This window comes from Kitasatospora sp. NPDC059648 (assembly GCF_042734825.1).
GTDB lineage: Bacteria > Actinomycetota > Actinomycetes > Streptomycetales > Streptomycetaceae > Kitasatospora.
The window spans coordinates 30,742-47,389 of the sequence record NZ_JBHWDU010000019.1 but is presented as its reverse complement, the minus strand read 5'-3'; the positions used below and the strand labels follow the sequence as shown (position 1 = coordinate 47,389).

Here is a 16,648-nt window from a genome sequence, read left to right as displayed (position 1 = left end):
CGGGGCGTATGGCGGTAGTCAACAGGGGGATTTGAACTCATGTCACCGATATCCCGGCCGAGCCGTGCCGTCCTCGGCGCTTCCGTCGCCGCGCTGACCATGGTGGTCGCCACCGGTTGCGGGCCGGACAACAGCGACCCGGCCGGCGCCCAGAGCGCGGCTCCGACGGTCGCCGCGTCCGCCTCCGGGAAGCCGGGCGCCGCGCCGCTCAAGCTGCCGACGGTCCAGGAGCTGAAGACCTGGAAGCTGGAGGACTGGGACAAGTGGGCCCAGGCCAACGTGATCACCCCGGCGGTCAAGGGCTACTGGACCCTGCAGAAGCTGCTGAACGCCAAGCCGAAGCCGCTGCCGCAGGCGCCGGGCCAGACCCCGACGCAGGACCCGGCCCAGCCGACCGCGCAGCCGACGACCGCGGCCCCGGCCCAGCCCACCGCCGCGCAGCCGCCGACCGGACCGGGTGACCTGCCCTCGGTCGTCGCGGCGAAGCCCGTCGCGCACCCGTTCCCGAAGAACATGCACGTCAACGGCAAGATCTTCTTCAAGGACGGCAGCGAGGACTACGTGTGCTCCGGCACCGTCGTCTCCGACCCGGCCAACCCGGGCAAGAGCAACCTGGTGTGGACCGCGAGCCACTGCCTGCACGGCGGCAAGGGCAACAAGTACTACACCGACATCACCTTCGCCCCGGCCTTCAACAGCAACGGCGTGCTGAGCAACGGCAACAAGCAGAAGTCCAAGCTCGAGGACGCCGAGCCGTACGGCGAGTGGGGCGCGACCGCCGGCATGGTCTCCCCGCAGTGGACGCAGGAGGCCGACCCGGAGAAGGGCGGCCCCTGGAGCCAGTACGACTTCGGCATCATCAAGGTCGCCAACCCCGACCCGAACGGCAAGTCGCTGGAGGAGACCGTCGGCGGCTCGGTGCCGCTGTGGTTCAACGCCCCGCGTGACCAGCTCGCCTCCGTCTCCAACTACGGCTTCCCGGAGGGCAAGCCCTTCGACGGCGTCGAGCTGGAGCACTGCGACGGCGGCAAGCCGACCGCGAAGCCCGGCGTCCCGGACCGTCCGGCGATGCTGATGATCGGCTGCAACATGACCGGCGGCAGCAGCGGCGGCGGCTGGTACGCCACCAAGGACGGCAAGCCGGCCCTGGTCAGCGACACCTCCGTCGGCAACGGCGCCAACACCTACGAGGCCGGCCCGTACCTGGAGGACGTCGCGGCGCACATGTTCGACTACTTCTCCAAGAAGGCCAAGTGACCCGCTGGGGACTGCTCCACCGGTGATCCCGGGGGCCGCGGCTGCCACAGCCGCGGCCCCCGGCCCTTCCCCGGCCCGGACCTTCCGCGGTCCGGGTTTTTCCGGCTCGGGGCCCGCTCCTCCTACAATCGGCCGCATCATGAGCGCCACACTCGTAGTCAAGGACCTCAGCGCCGGCCACGGCGAACGCACCCTCTTCTCCGGCCTGGACCTGGTCGTCGCCCCCGGCGACGTGATCGGCCTGGTCGGCGTGAACGGCGCCGGCAAGTCGACCCTGCTGCGGCTGCTGGCCGGGCTGGACACCCCCGAGGGCGGGTCGCTGCGGCTCAGCCCGGCGAGCGCCAACGTCGGCCACCTCCCGCAGGAGCCGGAGCGGCGGGAGGGCGAGTCGGTGCGCGACTTCCTGGCCCGGCGCACCGGCGTCGCGGCCGCCCAGGCCGCGCTGGACGAGGCCACCGAGGGCCTGGTCGAGGGCCGTCCGGGCGCCGACGACGCGTACGCGTCGAGCCTGGACCGCTGGCTGGACCTCGGCGGCGCCGACCTGGAGGAGCGGGCCGAGGAGGTGGCCGACTCGCTCGGCCTGAAGGTCTCCCTCGACCTGCCGATGACGGCGCTGTCCGGCGGCCAGGCCGCCCGCGCGGGCCTGGCCTCGCTGCTGCTCTCCCGCTACGACGTGTTCCTGCTCGACGAGCCCACCAACGACCTCGACCTGGACGGCCTGGAGCGGCTGGAGGCCTTCGTCAAGGGCCTGCGCGCCGGCACCGTGCTGATCAGCCACGACCGCGAGTTCCTGGCCCGCACGGTGACCAAGGTGCTGGAGCTGGACCTGCACCAGCAGCAGGTCAACCTGTACGGCGGCGGCTACGAGGCGTACCTGGAGGAGCGGGCGGTGGCCCGTCGGCACGCCCGCGAGGAGTACGAGGAGTACGCCGACACCAAGGCCTCGCTGGAGGCCCGGGCGCAGATGCAGCGCAACTGGATGGAGCACGGCGTCCGCAACGCCCGCCGCAAGGGCGGCGACAACGACAAGAAGGCCCGCGCGACCCGCGCCGAGTCCACCGAGAAGCAGGCCTCCAAGGCCCGGCAGACCCAGCGGATGATCGAGCGGCTGGACGTGGTCGAGGAGCCGCGCAAGGAGTGGGAGCTGCGGATGGAGATCGCCACCGCGCCCCGCTCCGGCTCGGTGGTCGCCACCCTGCGGGCGGCCGTCGCCCGGCGCGGCGACTTCGCCTTCGGCCCGGTGGACCTGCAGATCGACTGGGCCGACCGGGTCGCCATCACGGGTGCCAACGGCGCGGGCAAGTCCACCCTGCTGGCGGCCCTGCTCGGCCGGCTCGAACTCGACGGCGGCAGCGCCGTGTTGGGATCCGGCGTGGTGGTCGGCGAGGTGGACCAGGCGCGCGGTCTGTTCTTGGACGGGGAGCCGCTGGCGGACGCCTTCGCGGCCGCCGTACCGGAGTTCACCGAGGAGGAGGTGCGCACCCTGCTGGCCAAGTTCGGCCTCAAGGCGGCGCACGTGCTGCGCCCGGCCGGCACCCTCTCCCCCGGCGAGCGCACCCGGGCCGCCCTGGCACTGCTGCAGGCGCGCGGGGTCAACCTGCTGGTGCTGGACGAGCCCACCAACCACCTGGACCTGCCCGCGATCGAGCAGCTGGAGTCGGCGCTCGGCTCGTACACCGGCACCCTGCTGCTGGTCACCCACGACCGGCGGATGCTGGACACCGTGGCGGTGAACCGGCGGATCGAGGTCCGCGACGGCCGGGTGCACGAGCTGTAACCCTCCCCGGCACAGGACGGCCACTCCCGGAATTGGTCTCTACCTCTTCCCGGAGTGGCCGTCATGTGCTGTGCTGTCGGCCATGGTTGACAGCGCAGTGGCAGGGGCGTCCCACCCGACCGTCCCGCTCACCCCCATGACGGTGCCGGCCCACCAGGCCGAGGACCGCAGCAAGGCCTTCCACGACGTGATGGCGCAGCGCCGGACCGTCCGCGACTACGACAGCCGCCCGATCCCGGACGGGGTGATCGAGTGGGCGGTCCGCACCGCGAGCACCGCGCCCAGCGGCGCGCACGTCCAGCCCTGGCGGTTCGTGGTGATCACCGACCCGGAGCGCAAGCGGCTGCTGCGCGAGGCGGCCGAGGCCGAGGAGCGCGAGTTCTACAGCCACCGGGCGTCCGAGGAGTGGCTGGCCGCACTGGCGCCGATCGGCACCGACTGGCACAAGCCGTTCCTGGAGGACGCGCCGGCCGTGATCGTGGTCTTCGAGGTGCACAAGGGGCCCGACTCGCCGCGCCCGTACTACACCAAGGAGTCGGTGGGGATCGCGGTCGGGCTGCTGCTGGCCTCGCTGCACCAGGCCGGACTGGCGACGCTGACCCACACGCCGAGCCCGATGCGGTTCCTCAACGAGGTGTGCGACCGCCCGGCGGAGGAGCGCGCGGCGTACGTGATCCCGGTCGGCTACCCGGCCGAGGGGGCGCGCGTGCCGGACCTGCGGCGCAAGGATCTCGACGAGGTGATGGTCCGGCTCTGAGGCGCCGGGGGCGCGCCGCCCGCACCCCCGGTCGGGGGCTCCGGTCGCGCCCCCTTCCGGATGTGGCAGGTCCGGGGCAAGGACATAATCGCGGCCATGAGCCGAGCACAGTCGCGCTCCTGCGAGCGCGCCCGGGCGGCACCGGCGGGCACGGCGGCCCCGGCGGTACCGACGGAGGCGCCCGAGGCGACCACCGGACGGCCGCCCGAGCTGCTGCGGCTGCCCGGCGGCCTGCGGTTGCACCGCCGTCGCAGCGCCCACGCCCCGGCGTTGAACCGGGCCGTCCGCGCCAACCTGGAGCACCTGCGGCCCTGGATGGAGTGGGCGGCCGAGGCCCCCACCCGGGCCCGGACCGCCGAGCTGACCCGGGCCGGCACCGCCGCCTGGGAGGCCGGCACGGACTTCATGTACCTGGCCGACCTGGACGACGCACCCGGCCGGGTGGTCGGCGCCTTCGGCCTGCACGGGCGGATCGGCCCGGGCGCGCTGGAGATCGGCTACTGGGTCGCCGCCCGGCACGTCGGCCGCGGCATCGCCACCGCCGCGGCCGGGGCGCTGACCGAGGCCGCGCTGGCCCTGCCGGGGATCGCCCGGGTGGAGATCCGCTGCGACCAGGCGAACGGCGCCAGCGCGGCAGTCCCGCGCAAGCTCGGCTACCGGCTGGACCGGGTCGCCAAGGCCGCCGCCCGGGCCCCGGGCGAGACCGGACGGCAGCTGGTGTGGGTGAAGGAGCGCTGAGGGGCAGTAGTAGCGTCCGCCCTCGGCGGCGGGCGCATCACGGTGCCCCTGTCCGCTCTCCGGCTGATTCCGCGGTGGATGGAACCCACGACCGGACCCGATCGATCGCTTCTGACGTTCAATCACTTTCTCTGCCGGTTCGCCTGATCACAGCCTTTGCCTTCCTTTAACCATCAAGCGATCCATATGCTCATCAGCCCGTCCTGGAGGTGCGAACGGGGCGCGCTGCTCCGGTTTCACCACCGGCCCACCCCACCCGGCCGTCGGCCCGGGGTGTTCGTCCCCGCACGGCCCGCCGGGCCCCGGCCGCCCCGCCCCCGCCAAACCGGCGCGCGAGAGCCCGCCCCGGGGCACCCCGCACCACCGGGCGCCGCCCGCCCGGTCTTGGCACGGCTCGCCGGGACGGTCGACGCTCTGTTCGCGGCCGATCAACTCGGCCCGGCACCACGGAAGTGACCGAAAAGTCACGGAACTCGGGGAGGAACCCATGTCGTTCTCGCGCACCCGCACCGCCACGCTCGCCCTGGCCGTCGCCGCCACCACCGCCCTGACCACGACCGCGCTCGCCGCCCCGGCCCAGGCCGTCGGCCACCGCGCCCTCAGCCGCTTCGACGACGGCAGCTTCGAGTCCCCCAAGGCCCCGGCGGGCAGCTTCGCCGAGTTCACCACCGGGCAGAGCATCGGCCCGTGGCGGGTCACCAGCGGCAGTGTCGACCTGATCGGGGCGGGCATGTGGCAGGCCGCCGAGGGTGACCAGGCGCTCGACCTCAACGGCAACGCCGCCGGCACCATCGCCCAGACCTTCACCACCGTCCCCGGCGCCACCTACTCGGTGACGTACGCGCTGGCCGGCAACCCCGACGGCGGGGTCGCCCTCCGGACCGGGCGCGCGCTCATCGACGGGCAGGACTTCCAGGACTACTCCTTCGACGTGACCGGCAGGACCCGGGCTGCGATGGGTTACGTCGGACGGCAGTTCAGCTTCGTCGCGCAGAACTCCAGCACCACGCTCGCCTTCGAGAGCACGGTGGGCGGTGCCTACGGCCCGGTGCTGGACAACGTGCAGGTGAAGGAGTGCAAGTCCTGCTGCGGCTGAATCGGCCCTGGGAGGACGGTCCTCAACCCCGCCTTAAAACCTGCCCTCGGACGGCTTACGGAAGCCGGGAAGTGCTTGACGTGCACAGCTGGTCTAGTCCAGTTTGATCCTCAGCGCCGTGCTCCTCCCCGCACCGGACCCAGCCCCCATGCCGCCGCCCGCCCCGTGTCTCCCCCTTCACGGCGCGGGCGGCCCCACGTCCCGAGAGGCACCCTTATGCCCAGCGCGCTCCAGCACGCCCCCACCCACCGCCGCTCCGCCGGCCGGACCAAACTGCTGAGCCTCGCCGCCGCGACCGTGCTCGCCGCCGGCGGCCTCGCCGCCCTCACCGGGAACGCCGGCGCCGCCGACGCGAACCTGCTCGCGAACGGGGGCTTCGAGAGCGGCGCCCTCGACCCGTGGAGCTGTTCCGCCGGCACCGGCAGCGTCGTCAACTCCGGTTCCCACAGCGGAACCTACGCGCTCAAGGGGGCGGCGAGCGCGAGCGACACCGCACAGTGCGGCGAGACCGTGAGCGTCCGGCCCGACACCACCTACAGCCTCAGCGCCTGGGTGCGGGGCCAGTACGTCTACCTCGGCGCCACCGGCAGCGGCGTCACCGACTCCGCCGTGTGGACTCCGGGCGGCTCCGACTGGCAGCAGCTGTCCGCCAGTTTCACCACCGGCCCGAGCACCACCAGCGTCACCGTCTACCTGCACGGCTGGTACGGACAGGGCGGCTACCTCGCCGACGACGTCACGCTCACCGGCCCCGGCGGGGGTCCGACCACCCCCCCGACCACCCCGCCGACCACTCCGCCCACCGGCACGCCCACCGGCGGCCCGACCACCCCGCCGCCGAACGCCGCGCTCCCCGTCGCCCCGTACATCGACATGGGCGCCTGGCCCACCCCCTCCATGCCCGACATGGCCAGGGCGGGCGGCGTCAAGGGCTACAGCATGGGCTTCGTCACCGGCGTCGGCTGCAAGGCCAGCTGGTTCAACGCCTACGACCCGCGCACCGGTTGGGCCAAGGAGCAGGTCGACGCACTGCGCGCGGCCGGCGGTGACGTCAGGCTTTCCTTCGGCGGCGCGGCCGGCACCGAACTCGCCGCCGCCTGCACCACGGTGGACTCGCTGTTCAACGAGTACGACGCCGTGGTCAAGGCCTACGACCTGCACTACGTCGACTACGACATCGAGGGCGCGGCGATCGCCGACACCGCCTCCAACGACCGCCGCTCGGCCGCGCTCGCCCGGCTCCAGCAGGCCCACCCCGGCCTCAAGGTCTCGCTCACCCTGCCCGTCCTGCCCGAGGGCCTGACCAGCGACGGCGTGGCCGTCGTCAAGTCCGCCCGGGACGCCGGGGTCGACCTCGGGCTGGTCAACGTCATGGCGATGGACTACTACCGCTCCGGCACCGACTACGGCAACGCCGCCGTCCAGGCCGCGCAGTCCGCCTTCGGCCAGCTCAAGGCGCTCTACCCGGCGAAGACCGACGCCCAGCTGTGGGCCATGGTCGGGGTCACCCCGATGATCGGCGAGAACGACGACCACCAGGTCTACAACCAGTCCGCCGCCCAGCAGTTGGTGGCCTTCGCCAAGCAGAACCACCTCGGCCTGCTCGCCTTCTGGGACGCCACCCGGGACGCCGACGCCTGCACCGGCGGCTCGCTGGCCAAGTGCACCGACATCCCGCAGCAGCCGTACGAGTTCGCGAAGATCTTCAGCCAGTACGCGGGCTGAGCCCCGTCGTACGAACGGAGTGCCCGGCGCCCGACCGCGGCCGCGCGCCCAGGCCGCCGACCGGCGGAAATTGGCATCTCATCCTCCCGGACCGTCAACTACAGTCCCTCCCACCTGTACGGAACGAGGGGGCGGACATGACGGTCCGGGACGACCATCACCAGCTGATCACCGACACCACGACCAGCGAAGCCGCCTGCGCGGCGGGCCTCACCGCCGAGGAACTCAGCGCGTTCAGCCACACCCTGGGCCGACTACGCAGCCTCCCCTTCCACGACCGCACCCGCCTGCACGCCGAGCGGCAGCTCAGCGCCTTCGTGACGGAGAGCCGCAAGCGCCGCCGCCAGGAGGCCAAGGAGGCGCTCCGGCGGGCTGACGCCGACCTGCTCGCCGCCACCGCGACCGGCGCCCGGCACCGCCGCGAGGACGCACCGCTCACCGGGCACCCCACCGGGCCGGTCGGCGAGCTGCAGGCGCCGCGCAGGTGCTACGTCTGCAAGCAGCCGTACCGTCGGGTCGACGGCTTCTACCACATGCTCTGCCCGGACTGCGCGGCCGACAACACCGCCCGCCGCGGCCTCTCCACCGACCTGCGGGGCCGCCGGGCGCTGCTCACCGGCGGGCGGGTGAAGATCGGCTTCCAGCTCGCCCTGATGCTGCTGCGGGACGGCGCCGAGCTGACCGTCACCAGCCGCTTCCCGCAGGACACCGTGCGCCGCTTCCGCGCCACCGAGGGCAGCGAGCAGTGGTGGGAGCGGCTGACCGTGGTCGGCATCGACCTCCGGGATCCGCGTCAAGTCCTCGGCCTGACCGAGCAGTTGCTTGCCGATGGCCGTCCGCTGGACATCCTGGTCAACAACGCCGCGCAGACGCTGCGCCGCCCGCCCGAGTCCTACGCCCTGCTGGCGGCGGGCGAGGCCACGGCCCTGCCGACCGCCGACCGCCGGGCCATCAGCCGGGCGCCCGGATTCCGGCCGTTCGCCGACCCGGCCCAACTCCCCTCCGGAGCAGGCTCCCTGCTGGACCTCACCGACGAGGCCGGGCTGCTGCCCGACCTCGCGCCCTCCAACTCCTGGTCCGCCACGCTCGGTTCGCTCGACCCGGCCGAGATGCTGGAGACCCAGCTGGTCAACGCCCTCGCCCCGGCCCTGCTCTGCGACCGGCTGCTGCCGCTGCTGCTCGCCTCCCCGCACCCCGCTCGCTACATCGTCAACGTCACCGCGGTGGAGGGCCGGTTCGCCGTCCGCAACAAGACGTCGCGCCACCCCCACACCAACATGGCCAAGGCCGCGCTCAACATGCTCACCCGCACCAGCGCGGCCGGACTCGCCCCGCAGGGCGTCCACATGTGCGCCGTCGACACCGGTTGGATCACCGACGAGAACCCGGCGCCCAAGAAGACCCGGATCGCCGCCCGGGGCTTCCGCACGCCCCTGGACATCGTGGACGGCGCCGCCCGGGTCTACGACCCGATCGTCCGCGGCGAGGCGGGCCACCCGGTTTCGGGGGTCTTCCTCAAGGACTACCGGGTCGCGGAGTGGTGACGGACGCGCCGCGGCACGGGGAGGACTGAGCGATCCACCACGACGGCCCGGCCCGGGTGGGGGCTGGGCCGGGCCGTCGCGTCGGGCCGCGGGTCAGCGGCCGGTCGGGAGGTTGGCGCCGCCGGTGCAGTCGAGCACCACGCCGGTGACGAAGGTGTTGGCGGCGAACATGTGGATCGCCCGGGCGACGTCCTCGGGGCGGCCGACCCGGCCGACCGGGGTGGTGGCGGCCAGGCCGTCGAAGAGGGCGGTGCGCTGCCCGGCGGGGACGCGGTCCCACCACGGGGTGTCGATCACACCGGGCGAGACGGCGTTGACCCGCAGCGGGGCGAGCTCGACGGCCAGCGGCGGGACCATCGCCTCCAGGGCGCCGTTGATGGCGGCCAGTCCGGCGGTGCCGGGGATCGCGGCGCGGGCCGAGGCGGCGGTGATCAGGGTGACCGAGCCGTCCTTGCGCAGGTGCGGCAGGGCGGCCTGGAGGACCCGGACCTGCGGCCAGAACTTGGCGTCGAAGCCGTGCGCGAGCTCGGCGAGGTCGAGTCCGGCGAACGGGCCGCTGCCGGCCGCGCCGCTGACCGCGACGACCAGGTGGTCGACGGTGCCGGCCCCGGCGAAGAAGTCGGTCACGGCGGCCGGGTCGGTCGCGTCCAGCCGGGCGCCGCTGGTCCCGCCGCCGATCCGGGCCACGGCGGCGTCCAGCTTCTCGCGGTCGCGCCCGGTGATCACGACCTCGGCGCCGTCCGCCGCGAAGGCGGTGGCGGTCGCCTCGCCGATGCCCGAGCTGCCGCCCATCACGACGATGCGCTGTCCGGCGAAGACGTTCGATGCAGATGCAGTGCTCATGGTTCTGGCCTTTCCGGCTTGTCCACTGGCTCGTTCGCCAGCTTGTCGAGACCGTGCGTTCCGGTAAAGATGGTTGCCGAGACTGCTAGTCTTGTCAAGCGGGGGCAGAACGAGAGGGAGCACGATGAGCGAGACCGACCCGCGGGCCGAGCAGGCCCCCTCCGCCCGGCCGCACACCGGGCGCCGCCGCAACGAGGCGGCCCACCGGGCGATCCTGGACGCGGCGCTGCACCTGCTCGCCGACTCCGACGGCACGCCCGTCACCATCGACGCCATCGCCCGCACGGCCGGCGTCGGCAAGCAGACCGTCTACCGCTGGTGGCCCTCCAAGGGCGCGGTCCTGCTGGACGCCCTCACCGACCGCGCCGACCAGGACGTCTCCGACCAGCCGGACACCGGCAGCCTTCGCACCGATCTGCGCGCCTTCATCGAGACCACCTTCGACGCCGCGCAGCGCAGCACCACCGCCTCCGCTCTGCGGACCGTGGTGCGCGAGGCCGCCCGCGACCCCCATCTGGCCGAACTGATGCAGACGTTCACCGCCACCCGGCGGACCGCACTGCTCGATCTCCTCGCCCGGGGCCGCGAACGCGGCGAACTGCACGGCGACGCCGACCTGGACCTGATCGTGGACCAGGTCTACGGGTTGTTCTGGTACCGCTTCCTGCTCGGCCACGCCCCGCTGGACGCGGCCGCCGCCGAGCGCCTCGCCGCCACCCTCACCGAAGGGAACGGGGCCCGGGGGAACCCGGCCGACGGGAGCCGGGTCAGCCGGTAGCGCCCCGGCGCCGGACCAGCGGCAGGTACACCCCGTCCACGATCTCCACCAGCACGTCGTCGGGCGCACTCGGCACGCCCCGGACGACGAACTCGTTGCGCAGCAGCACCACCGCCACCGTCGCCACCCGCGGGTGCAGCACCTCCGGCGCCGCCTCGCCGCGGGCGACGGCCCGGCCCAGCACGGTGAGCCAGGGGGGCGGCCGCGGCGTCGCGACGGCATCGTCGAGGTGCACGAGGACCGGCCGGGCAGCCCCTTCCCCGGCCTCACTTGGGATCCGAAGGAGGCCTTCGCCGCGGTCGGCGAGTACTACCGCACGCACTGAGACGCGGCGGTGCGCAGGAAGTCGGCCGGTCCGACCTCCTGCGCAGCGACCGGGTTCACGCGGTGCGGCGGCGGTAATAGGCGATGCCGAGGGCGATGGTGACCGGACCCCAGAGCGCCGCAGGGCCGATGCACACCCGGGCCAGCGCCTCCCACCACCCGTTGCTGAAGCCCACCTCGTCCAGCACCCCGATCCAGGCGAGTGGCTGGAGCCCGAACAGTCCGAACAGCGCCAGCCCGCCGAGCAGCGTCGCGACGAGCGGACCGAGCGGCGGCACCCGGCGCCCCCGCAGGAACGGCACCCAGCCCGGGAACACCTCGCCCCACCCGCTGACCAGCCCGAGGGTGAGCAGCGCCAGCCCCTCGGTGACCAGACTCAGGCCGAACACGTACGGGGTGGCCCACCAGGCGTAGGCCGTGCCCTCCTGGTCGACCAGGCCCATCTGGAAGTCGAAGGCGAACGGCAGGCGCCACAGGCAGTGCGGCAGGAGGAGGAACGGCAGGGCCCTGGCGAGGCGCAGGGCCCAAGGGGGGACGGGGCGTTCGGTGTCACCGACCGGGATGTTCTTCAGCATGCGTCCACCCTCGCCACCACCGGCCCGCCCCCACCTCGGCCGCAGGGCCGAACCGGCTCCCCCGGCAGAGCCAGTCAGGCATGCGTCGACAGGCTGACGCTCCCCCCGGTCGATCACCACGTCACCCGACCGTCTTCCACCACGTCACCCGACCGTCTTCGCGGCCCTGGCGGCGCGCTCGGCCAACACCTTCTCGCGGCGGTCGGCGGTCTGCCTCATCATCCGCTTGCGGTCGCGGGCGGAGAGCCGGTCGAGGTAGAGCCCCCGTCCAGGTGGTCGGTCTCGTGCTGGAGGCAGCGGGCGAAGTAGCCGGTGCCCTCGCGCGGCCCGCCGGGGCCCGCCCGGTCGCCGCAGTGGCACGCCTGTTCCCCTGCTCGACCGGTAGCAGGGCCGCCCGGGCCCCTAAAGCCCGCCCCAGGCGTTCTGACGCGCCCTGGCCACCGCCCGGGCCACCGGCCCCACCACCAGGCCCAGCCCCGCCCCCAGCACGACGCCCTGCACGCCGTCCCAAACGTCCTGCACGTCACAGGCCCGTCCGAGCGCGGGCACCGCGTACTGCAGCGCCGACACCGCGAACGGCAGCGCCGCCGTGGCCAGCAGTGCCACCGCCGCCCGCCGCCGCGTGCCGGCCAGGGCGGCCGCGAAGCCCACCGGCACGTAGGTCGCCAGCTTGAGCTCGATGTGCCGCACGTGCAGCAGCTCGTACGGCGAACGCGGCCGGGCGCCGGCCACCGCGCAGTGCCGCGCGGCCTCCGCCGCGTGCCGGAGCACCGAGGGCCGGAACGCCTCCGGCAGCAGCGTCGCCACGACCACCCCGCCGAGCCCGAGCAGCAGCAGGAAGCCCACCGCCCAGTGGGCCCGCAGCAGCCGCCCCACCGGCCGGTTGAGCAGGGCCGCCGGCACCAGCGAGAGCAGCAGCCCGGGCCAGAAGTTCGGCATCCCGCCGAGCACCGCACTGATCACGCCTCAACGGACGCCCCGAACACCCGGCTGGTTCTCGCCTGATCGGAACGGGCGCGGGCGATGCCGCTGAGGGAGCGGCGGACCAGTTCACGAAGGCAGAAAGATCAGCGCGGCCGTCGACCTCAGTGCGGGATCGAGGAGATCAGCTCCTGCGCCCCCTGCCGCTTGAGCGCCAGGGCGACCGACGTGCCGAGGTCCTCCGGGCTGAGCGCGCCCGCCCACTCGTGGGCGTCCAGCACCCGCTTGCCGTCCGGGGTGAAGACCCGGCCGCGCAGCGAGAGCCGGCCGTCCGCCTCGGCCTTGGCGTAGCCGGAGATCGGGCTGTTGCAGTGGCCCTGCAGCACGTGCAGGAACATCCGCTCGGCCGCCGCCTCCCGCCAGGTGTCGTGGTGGCCGAGCCCGGTGACGGCCTCGATGGTCGCGGTGTCGTCCTCGCGGCACTGCAGGACGAGGATGCCCGCGCCGATCGGCGGGCACATCTCCTCGACGCCGAGGACCTCGGTGATCCGGGCCCGCTCGCCGATCCGTTCCAGCCCGGAGACGGCGAGCAGCAGCGCGTCGACGTCCCCGGCCGCCAGCTTGGCGAGCCGGCTGTTGGCGTTGCCGCGGATCGGGACGCACTCCAGGTGCGGGTGGGAGGCGGCGAGTTGGGCGACGCGGCGGACGGAGGAGGTGCCGATCCGGGCGCCGGGCGGGAGTTCGGCCAGGGTCAGGCCGCCGGGGTGGACGAGCGCGTCGCGGATGTCGTCGCGCCGCAGGTAGGCGGCGAAGACCGTGCCGGCCGGCAGCGGGCGGTCGGCGGGCACGTCCTTGAGGCAGTGCACGGCGACGTCGGCCTCCCCGGCGAGCAGCGCGGCGTCGACCTCCTTGGTGAACGCCCCCTTGCCGCCCAGGTGGGCGAGGTCGCCGGTCCAGCGGTCGCCCGAGGTGGTGACCGGCACCACCTCGGTGCGCAACCCCGGGTGCAGTTCGGCGAGTTCGGCGCGGACCCGGTCGACCTGGGCGAGCGCCATGGGTGAGGAGCGAGAGACGATGCGGATCAGCTCAGCGGTGGCCATGGCGCGATGATAGGCGCTCGAACACGGATGGTTGGCGGTGCGTCAGCCATGCGGCGGACGGCCCGGGCGGCGAACCACCCGGCCGTCCCCCTTTCGTAGGACCTCACTCGTTGTGCAGCACCTCGGCGATCGGCAGCCGGGCCGCCGAGCGGGCCGGGACGAGCGCGCCGAGGACGGCGATCGCCACGCCCGCGAGGGCGAGGGCGGCGAGCAGCGGGGCGCCCCAGACGTCGATCGTTGACTCCGGGAAGTCGATAATCGCGACGTTCTCGACGATCAGCCGGTGCGCCAGGATCCCGAGCGGGATGCCGATGATCCCGCTGGCCACGCCCTGCCAGGCCACGGAGGTGATGGTCATCGCGACGACCTGCCGGGGTGTCATCCCGATCGACTTGAGCATGCCGAGGTCGCGGCGGCGTTCGCGGATGGTGAGCAGCAGGGTGTTGAAGACGCCGAGCGCGGCGACCACCGACAGCAGGACGGAGAAGGTCGTGCTGAAGGTCTTGATCGCGACGACGGGCCCTGCCGAACCCGGCGTGACGATCGAGGGCGAGAGGCTCGGGTCGGCGGCCGCGACCGCCTTTCGGTAGGCCGCGGCGTCGGCGCCCGCGGCGAGCCGCACGTCGTACTCGACCACGTGCGGGTCGGGAGTGAGCTGGGCCCGGGTGGCGGCGTTGGAGGAGATCGCGTTGGCGTTGCCCTCGACCTCCTCTCCGACCAAGGTGACGGTGGTCTGCCGGCCGTCCAGGACCAGGGTGAGCCGGTCGCCGAGCTTGACCCCGTGCTGGGCGAGGAAGGCCGGTCCGGCCTCGATCTCGTTCAGCCCGGTCGCCGAGCGGCCCTTGACCACGTCGAGCCGCCGGTGGTCGACCATGTCGTCGCCGCCGTAGAAGTTGGCGAAGACGAGCTGGGGCTGGCCGACGATGCCGAGCCGGACCAGCCCGCGGACGGATACCCGCTCGGCGCCTGGGATGGCGTGCAGCATCGCCTCGGTCTGCTCCGGGGTCAGCCGGGGCGCGGTCTTGTTCTCCGAGAAGGCTTTGGTCTGCACGTCGATGTGGGTCGTGCCGTCGGACACGCCCATGGTCCTGGCCAGGGTGCTGCTCACCCCGGTGGTCACGGTCACGGTGACCACGCCGAGCACGATCGCCGCCATGGTCAGCGCCGTGCGGGCCGGGCGGGCGAAGGGCTGGCCGAGGCCGAGGCTGACGGCGCGCGGCAGCCGGGTGCCGCCCAGCCGGCGCTGGACCTTGAGGCCGCGCCCGGCGCGCGGGGCGCTGCCCGCCGAGATGGCCTGCGCGGCGGAGAGCCGGTGGGTGCGCGAGGCGGGTCCGAGGGCGGCGAGGGCCACCAGCAGCGGGACGCTGACCAGGGTGGCCACGGGCAGCCAGCCCGCCGGTTCGATCGCGGCGGTGCCGGTCGAGATGCCGGAGAACGCGGCTTGCAGGATCGGTGTCGCCGCCACCCACCCGGCCGCCGTACCGAGGACCGTGCCGACGACTGCGGGCACCGACACCATGGTCAGGTAGACCGTGACCACCTGGCGAGGCGTGAAGCCGATCGACTTGAGCACCCCGATGTGCCGGTAGCCGGAGATCACCGCGCCGCTCACCACGTTGCCGACGATCAGCGCGGCGACGATCAGGCCGAGCACACCGAAGACCGTCATCAGCGGCAGGTAGGCGTCGGCGCCGGCCGAGAAGGCCTGCTTGAGCACCAGGTAGGACTGCCCGCTCTCGACGGCGTCCTTGGGCAGGCCTTCGGTGGCGTCGGCGAGCGAGGTGGTGAGCTGCTGCTCGGTGGCCGCGTCGGTGAAGCGGTAGAGCATCTGCCGGGCGGTGGGGTGCAGGGCGGCCGCCTGCTCGGGGGTGACCCAGCCGCCGGAGGACTGGCTCATGTCGGTCGCGAAGCCGACGACGGTGAGCTTCACCCCGGTGCTGGTGGTGAGCGACGTGCCGACGAACCGCTCCGCGGCGCCGCCGGCCGGGTTGTTGACGACCACCTCACCGGGCGCGGTGGCCCAGCGGCCGGCGAGGATCCGCACCCGGTCCACCGGGTCGGCCGCCGGGTCGGGTCGGCCGACCAGGGCCAGCGGGCCCGGCGGGCGGCCTACCCAGTCGGCGGGGATGGTCACCACGGCCTGGTCGAAGGGCCCGGCGGCCGCCTCGACGCCCGGCCGGTGGGCGGTGGCGGCCAGTTGCTCCGCCGAGGCCTTGGCCGGGTCGAAGAGGGCGGTGACGTGCGAGCCCCGCTCGGCCTCGAAGGCGTCGTCGAACGGGGCCCGGGCGGCGCTGATCACCGCGAGGGCGAGCAGCACGGTCGTGGTAGAGCAGAAGACGACCAGGCCGATCACGATGGTCTGCACCCGGCGGCGCTTCACGGCCGCCCGCGAGGCTCGCCACACCGCACCGCTCATGACGAGGCCTCCAGCATCCGCTCTCGCGCCACCTTGCCGTCCGCGACCTCGACCAGCCGGCTGGCGCAGCGGGCGGCCAGGTGGGGGTCGTGGGTGACGATCAGCAGGGTCTGCCCGATCTGGTTCAGGTCGATCAGCAGGTCCATCACCTGCTCGCCCGAGCGACTGTCCAGCGCGCCGGTCGGCTCGTCGGCGAGCAGCACCGCCGGACGGTTCATCAGGGCCCGGGCCACCGCCACCCGCTGGCGCTCACCGCCGCTGAGCGCGGCCGGGTAGACGTCCTTGCGGTGCGCGACGCCGAGTTCGTCCAGCAGCTCCTGCGCCCGGCGGCGGGCCTGCTTGGCCGTGGTGCCGGTCAGCTGGGCGGCCAGGGCGACGTTGTCGAGGGCCGGGAGGTCGTCGATCAGGTTGAAGAACTGGAAGATCATGCCGATGTGGCGGCGGCGGAAGAGTGCCAGCCCGTTCTCGTTCAGCCCGCCGAGGTCCTGCCCCTGTACCCGGACCGTGCCGGAGCTGGGCCGGTCCAGCCCGGCCACCATGTTCAGCAGGGTGGACTTGCCGCACCCCGAGGGGCCCATCACGGCGACCGCCTCGCCCGCCCTGATCCGCAGGTCGACGCCGTCGAGGGCCTTGGCGTCACCGAACTCCTTGTGCACCCCGGACAGCTCGACGACGAAGGACGCGTCGTCGGGGCGGGTGGTCCCGTCGTGGTCGTTGCTCATGGTCGACGACGGTAGGCGGCCGGCCGGGGCCGGTCGTCCCACCCGGGGTGTAACCGCTGGTCACCGTAGTACCGG

At 73.5% G+C, this 16,648-nt stretch carries 15 protein-coding genes and 1 pseudogene; 8 read left to right on the top strand and 8 right to left on the bottom strand.

Annotation, left to right across the window (positions count from 1 at the left end; translation table 11 throughout):
* Positions 1–39: 39 nt before the first annotated feature.
* The 7 genes from ACFV1W_RS14630 (at position 40) to ACFV1W_RS14600 (ending at position 8,894) form a co-directional block, all read left to right on the top strand.
* Positions 40–1,257 carry a trypsin-like serine peptidase gene (locus ACFV1W_RS14630; protein WP_380416388.1) on the top strand — a complete coding sequence of 406 codons (1,218 nt, stop codon included), beginning with the start codon at positions 40–42 and terminating at the stop codon, positions 1,255–1,257.
* Positions 1,258–1,396: 139 nt separating this feature from the next.
* Positions 1,397–3,034, top strand: coding sequence for an ABC-F family ATP-binding cassette domain-containing protein (locus ACFV1W_RS14625; protein WP_380416387.1), 1,638 nt, complete (start codon positions 1,397–1,399; stop codon positions 3,032–3,034).
* 82 nt (positions 3,035–3,116) lie between these two features.
* Positions 3,117–3,791, top strand: a complete 675-nt coding sequence (locus ACFV1W_RS14620) for a nitroreductase family protein (RefSeq protein WP_380416386.1) — start codon at positions 3,117–3,119, stop codon at positions 3,789–3,791.
* A gap of 96 nt (positions 3,792–3,887) precedes the next feature.
* Complete coding sequence (locus ACFV1W_RS14615) at positions 3,888–4,529, top strand: GNAT family N-acetyltransferase (protein ID WP_380416385.1); 642 nt, start codon at positions 3,888–3,890, stop codon at positions 4,527–4,529.
* Between the two features lie 487 nt (positions 4,530–5,016).
* A complete protein-coding gene (locus ACFV1W_RS14610) occupies positions 5,017–5,625 on the top strand; it encodes a choice-of-anchor C family protein (RefSeq protein WP_380416382.1) in 609 nt (202 codons plus the stop codon).
* 216 nt (positions 5,626–5,841) lie between these two features.
* Positions 5,842–7,350: a carbohydrate binding domain-containing protein gene (locus ACFV1W_RS14605; protein ID WP_380416381.1), complete on the top strand. Its 1,509-nt coding sequence runs from the start codon at positions 5,842–5,844 to the stop codon at positions 7,348–7,350.
* Positions 7,351–7,487: 137 nt separating this feature from the next.
* Positions 7,488–8,894: an SDR family oxidoreductase gene (locus ACFV1W_RS14600; RefSeq protein ID WP_380416380.1), complete on the top strand. Its 1,407-nt coding sequence runs from the start codon at positions 7,488–7,490 to the stop codon at positions 8,892–8,894.
* 93 nt (positions 8,895–8,987) lie between these two features.
* On the opposite strand, the gene ACFV1W_RS14595 is transcribed toward ACFV1W_RS14600, so the two are convergent.
* Positions 8,988–9,737 carry an SDR family oxidoreductase gene (locus tag ACFV1W_RS14595; protein ID WP_380416379.1) on the bottom strand — a complete coding sequence of 250 codons (750 nt, stop codon included), beginning with the start codon at positions 9,735–9,737 and terminating at the stop codon, positions 8,988–8,990.
* 124 nt (positions 9,738–9,861) lie between these two features.
* Here ACFV1W_RS14595 and ACFV1W_RS14590 point away from each other — a divergent pair, with 124 nt between their 5' ends.
* On the top strand, positions 9,862–10,515 hold the full coding sequence (locus ACFV1W_RS14590) for a TetR/AcrR family transcriptional regulator (RefSeq protein WP_380416377.1): 654 nt from the start codon (positions 9,862–9,864) through the stop codon (positions 10,513–10,515).
* Here the strand turns inward: ACFV1W_RS14590 and ACFV1W_RS14585 are convergent.
* The 7 genes and pseudogenes from ACFV1W_RS14585 to ACFV1W_RS14555 form a co-directional block, all read right to left on the bottom strand.
* Positions 10,505–10,750 carry a TetR/AcrR family transcriptional regulator C-terminal ligand-binding domain-containing protein gene (locus ACFV1W_RS14585; RefSeq protein ID WP_380416376.1) on the bottom strand — a complete coding sequence of 82 codons (246 nt, stop codon included), beginning with the start codon at positions 10,748–10,750 and terminating at the stop codon, positions 10,505–10,507. The genes ACFV1W_RS14590 and ACFV1W_RS14585 overlap by 11 nt on opposite strands.
* A 145-nt stretch (positions 10,751–10,895) precedes the next feature.
* The gene (locus ACFV1W_RS14580; RefSeq protein ID WP_380416375.1) at positions 10,896–11,414 is read right to left on the bottom strand and encodes a hypothetical protein; all 519 of its coding nucleotides are present in this window, start codon (positions 11,412–11,414) and stop codon (positions 10,896–10,898) included.
* Between the two features lie 144 nt (positions 11,415–11,558).
* Positions 11,559–11,734: pseudogene (locus tag ACFV1W_RS14575) on the bottom strand (peptide deformylase); the annotation flags it as partial.
* A gap of 82 nt (positions 11,735–11,816) precedes the next feature.
* On the bottom strand, positions 11,817–12,377 hold the full coding sequence (locus ACFV1W_RS14570) for a hypothetical protein (RefSeq protein WP_380416374.1): 561 nt from the start codon (positions 12,375–12,377) through the stop codon (positions 11,817–11,819).
* Positions 12,378–12,499: 122 nt separating this feature from the next.
* Positions 12,500–13,435, bottom strand: coding sequence for a hydroxymethylbilane synthase (hemC, locus tag ACFV1W_RS14565; RefSeq protein ID WP_380416371.1), 936 nt, complete (start codon positions 13,433–13,435; stop codon positions 12,500–12,502).
* A gap of 103 nt (positions 13,436–13,538) precedes the next feature.
* A complete protein-coding gene (locus ACFV1W_RS14560; RefSeq protein ID WP_380416368.1) occupies positions 13,539–15,851 on the bottom strand; it encodes an ABC transporter permease in 2,313 nt (770 codons plus the stop codon).
* The gene (locus tag ACFV1W_RS14555) at positions 15,848–16,573 is read right to left on the bottom strand and encodes an ABC transporter ATP-binding protein (protein ID WP_380416367.1); all 726 of its coding nucleotides are present in this window, start codon (positions 16,571–16,573) and stop codon (positions 15,848–15,850) included. Before ACFV1W_RS14555 ends, ACFV1W_RS14560 begins: the two co-directional genes overlap by 4 nt.
* Between the last annotated feature and the right edge of the window lie 75 nt (positions 16,574–16,648).

What these genes read in the sequence shown, in the direction of transcription:
- ACFV1W_RS14610 (WP_380416382.1), top strand. Translation starts at nt 5,017, where the DNA reads ATGTCGTTCTCGCGCACCCGCACCGCCACGCTCGCCCTGGCCGTCGCC.
- ACFV1W_RS14595 (WP_380416379.1), bottom strand. Translation starts at nt 9,737, where the DNA reads ATGAGCACTGCATCTGCATCGAACGTCTTCGCCGGACAGCGCATCGTC.
- hemC (WP_380416371.1), bottom strand. Translation starts at nt 13,435, where the DNA reads ATGGCCACCGCTGAGCTGATCCGCATCGTCTCTCGCTCCTCACCCATG.
- ACFV1W_RS14620 (WP_380416386.1), top strand. Translation starts at nt 3,117, where the DNA reads ATGGTTGACAGCGCAGTGGCAGGGGCGTCCCACCCGACCGTCCCGCTC.
- ACFV1W_RS14625 (WP_380416387.1), top strand. Translation starts at nt 1,397, where the DNA reads ATGAGCGCCACACTCGTAGTCAAGGACCTCAGCGCCGGCCACGGCGAA.
- ACFV1W_RS14615 (WP_380416385.1), top strand. Translation starts at nt 3,888, where the DNA reads ATGAGCCGAGCACAGTCGCGCTCCTGCGAGCGCGCCCGGGCGGCACCG.
- ACFV1W_RS14630 (WP_380416388.1), top strand. Translation starts at nt 40, where the DNA reads ATGTCACCGATATCCCGGCCGAGCCGTGCCGTCCTCGGCGCTTCCGTC.
- ACFV1W_RS14560 (WP_380416368.1), bottom strand. Translation starts at nt 15,851, where the DNA reads ATGAGCGGTGCGGTGTGGCGAGCCTCGCGGGCGGCCGTGAAGCGCCGC.
- ACFV1W_RS14605 (WP_380416381.1), top strand. Translation starts at nt 5,842, where the DNA reads ATGCCCAGCGCGCTCCAGCACGCCCCCACCCACCGCCGCTCCGCCGGC.
- ACFV1W_RS14555 (WP_380416367.1), bottom strand. Translation starts at nt 16,573, where the DNA reads ATGAGCAACGACCACGACGGGACCACCCGCCCCGACGACGCGTCCTTC.
- ACFV1W_RS14580 (WP_380416375.1), bottom strand. Translation starts at nt 11,414, where the DNA reads ATGCTGAAGAACATCCCGGTCGGTGACACCGAACGCCCCGTCCCCCCT.
- ACFV1W_RS14600 (WP_380416380.1), top strand. Translation starts at nt 7,488, where the DNA reads ATGACGGTCCGGGACGACCATCACCAGCTGATCACCGACACCACGACC.
- ACFV1W_RS14590 (WP_380416377.1), top strand. Translation starts at nt 9,862, where the DNA reads ATGAGCGAGACCGACCCGCGGGCCGAGCAGGCCCCCTCCGCCCGGCCG.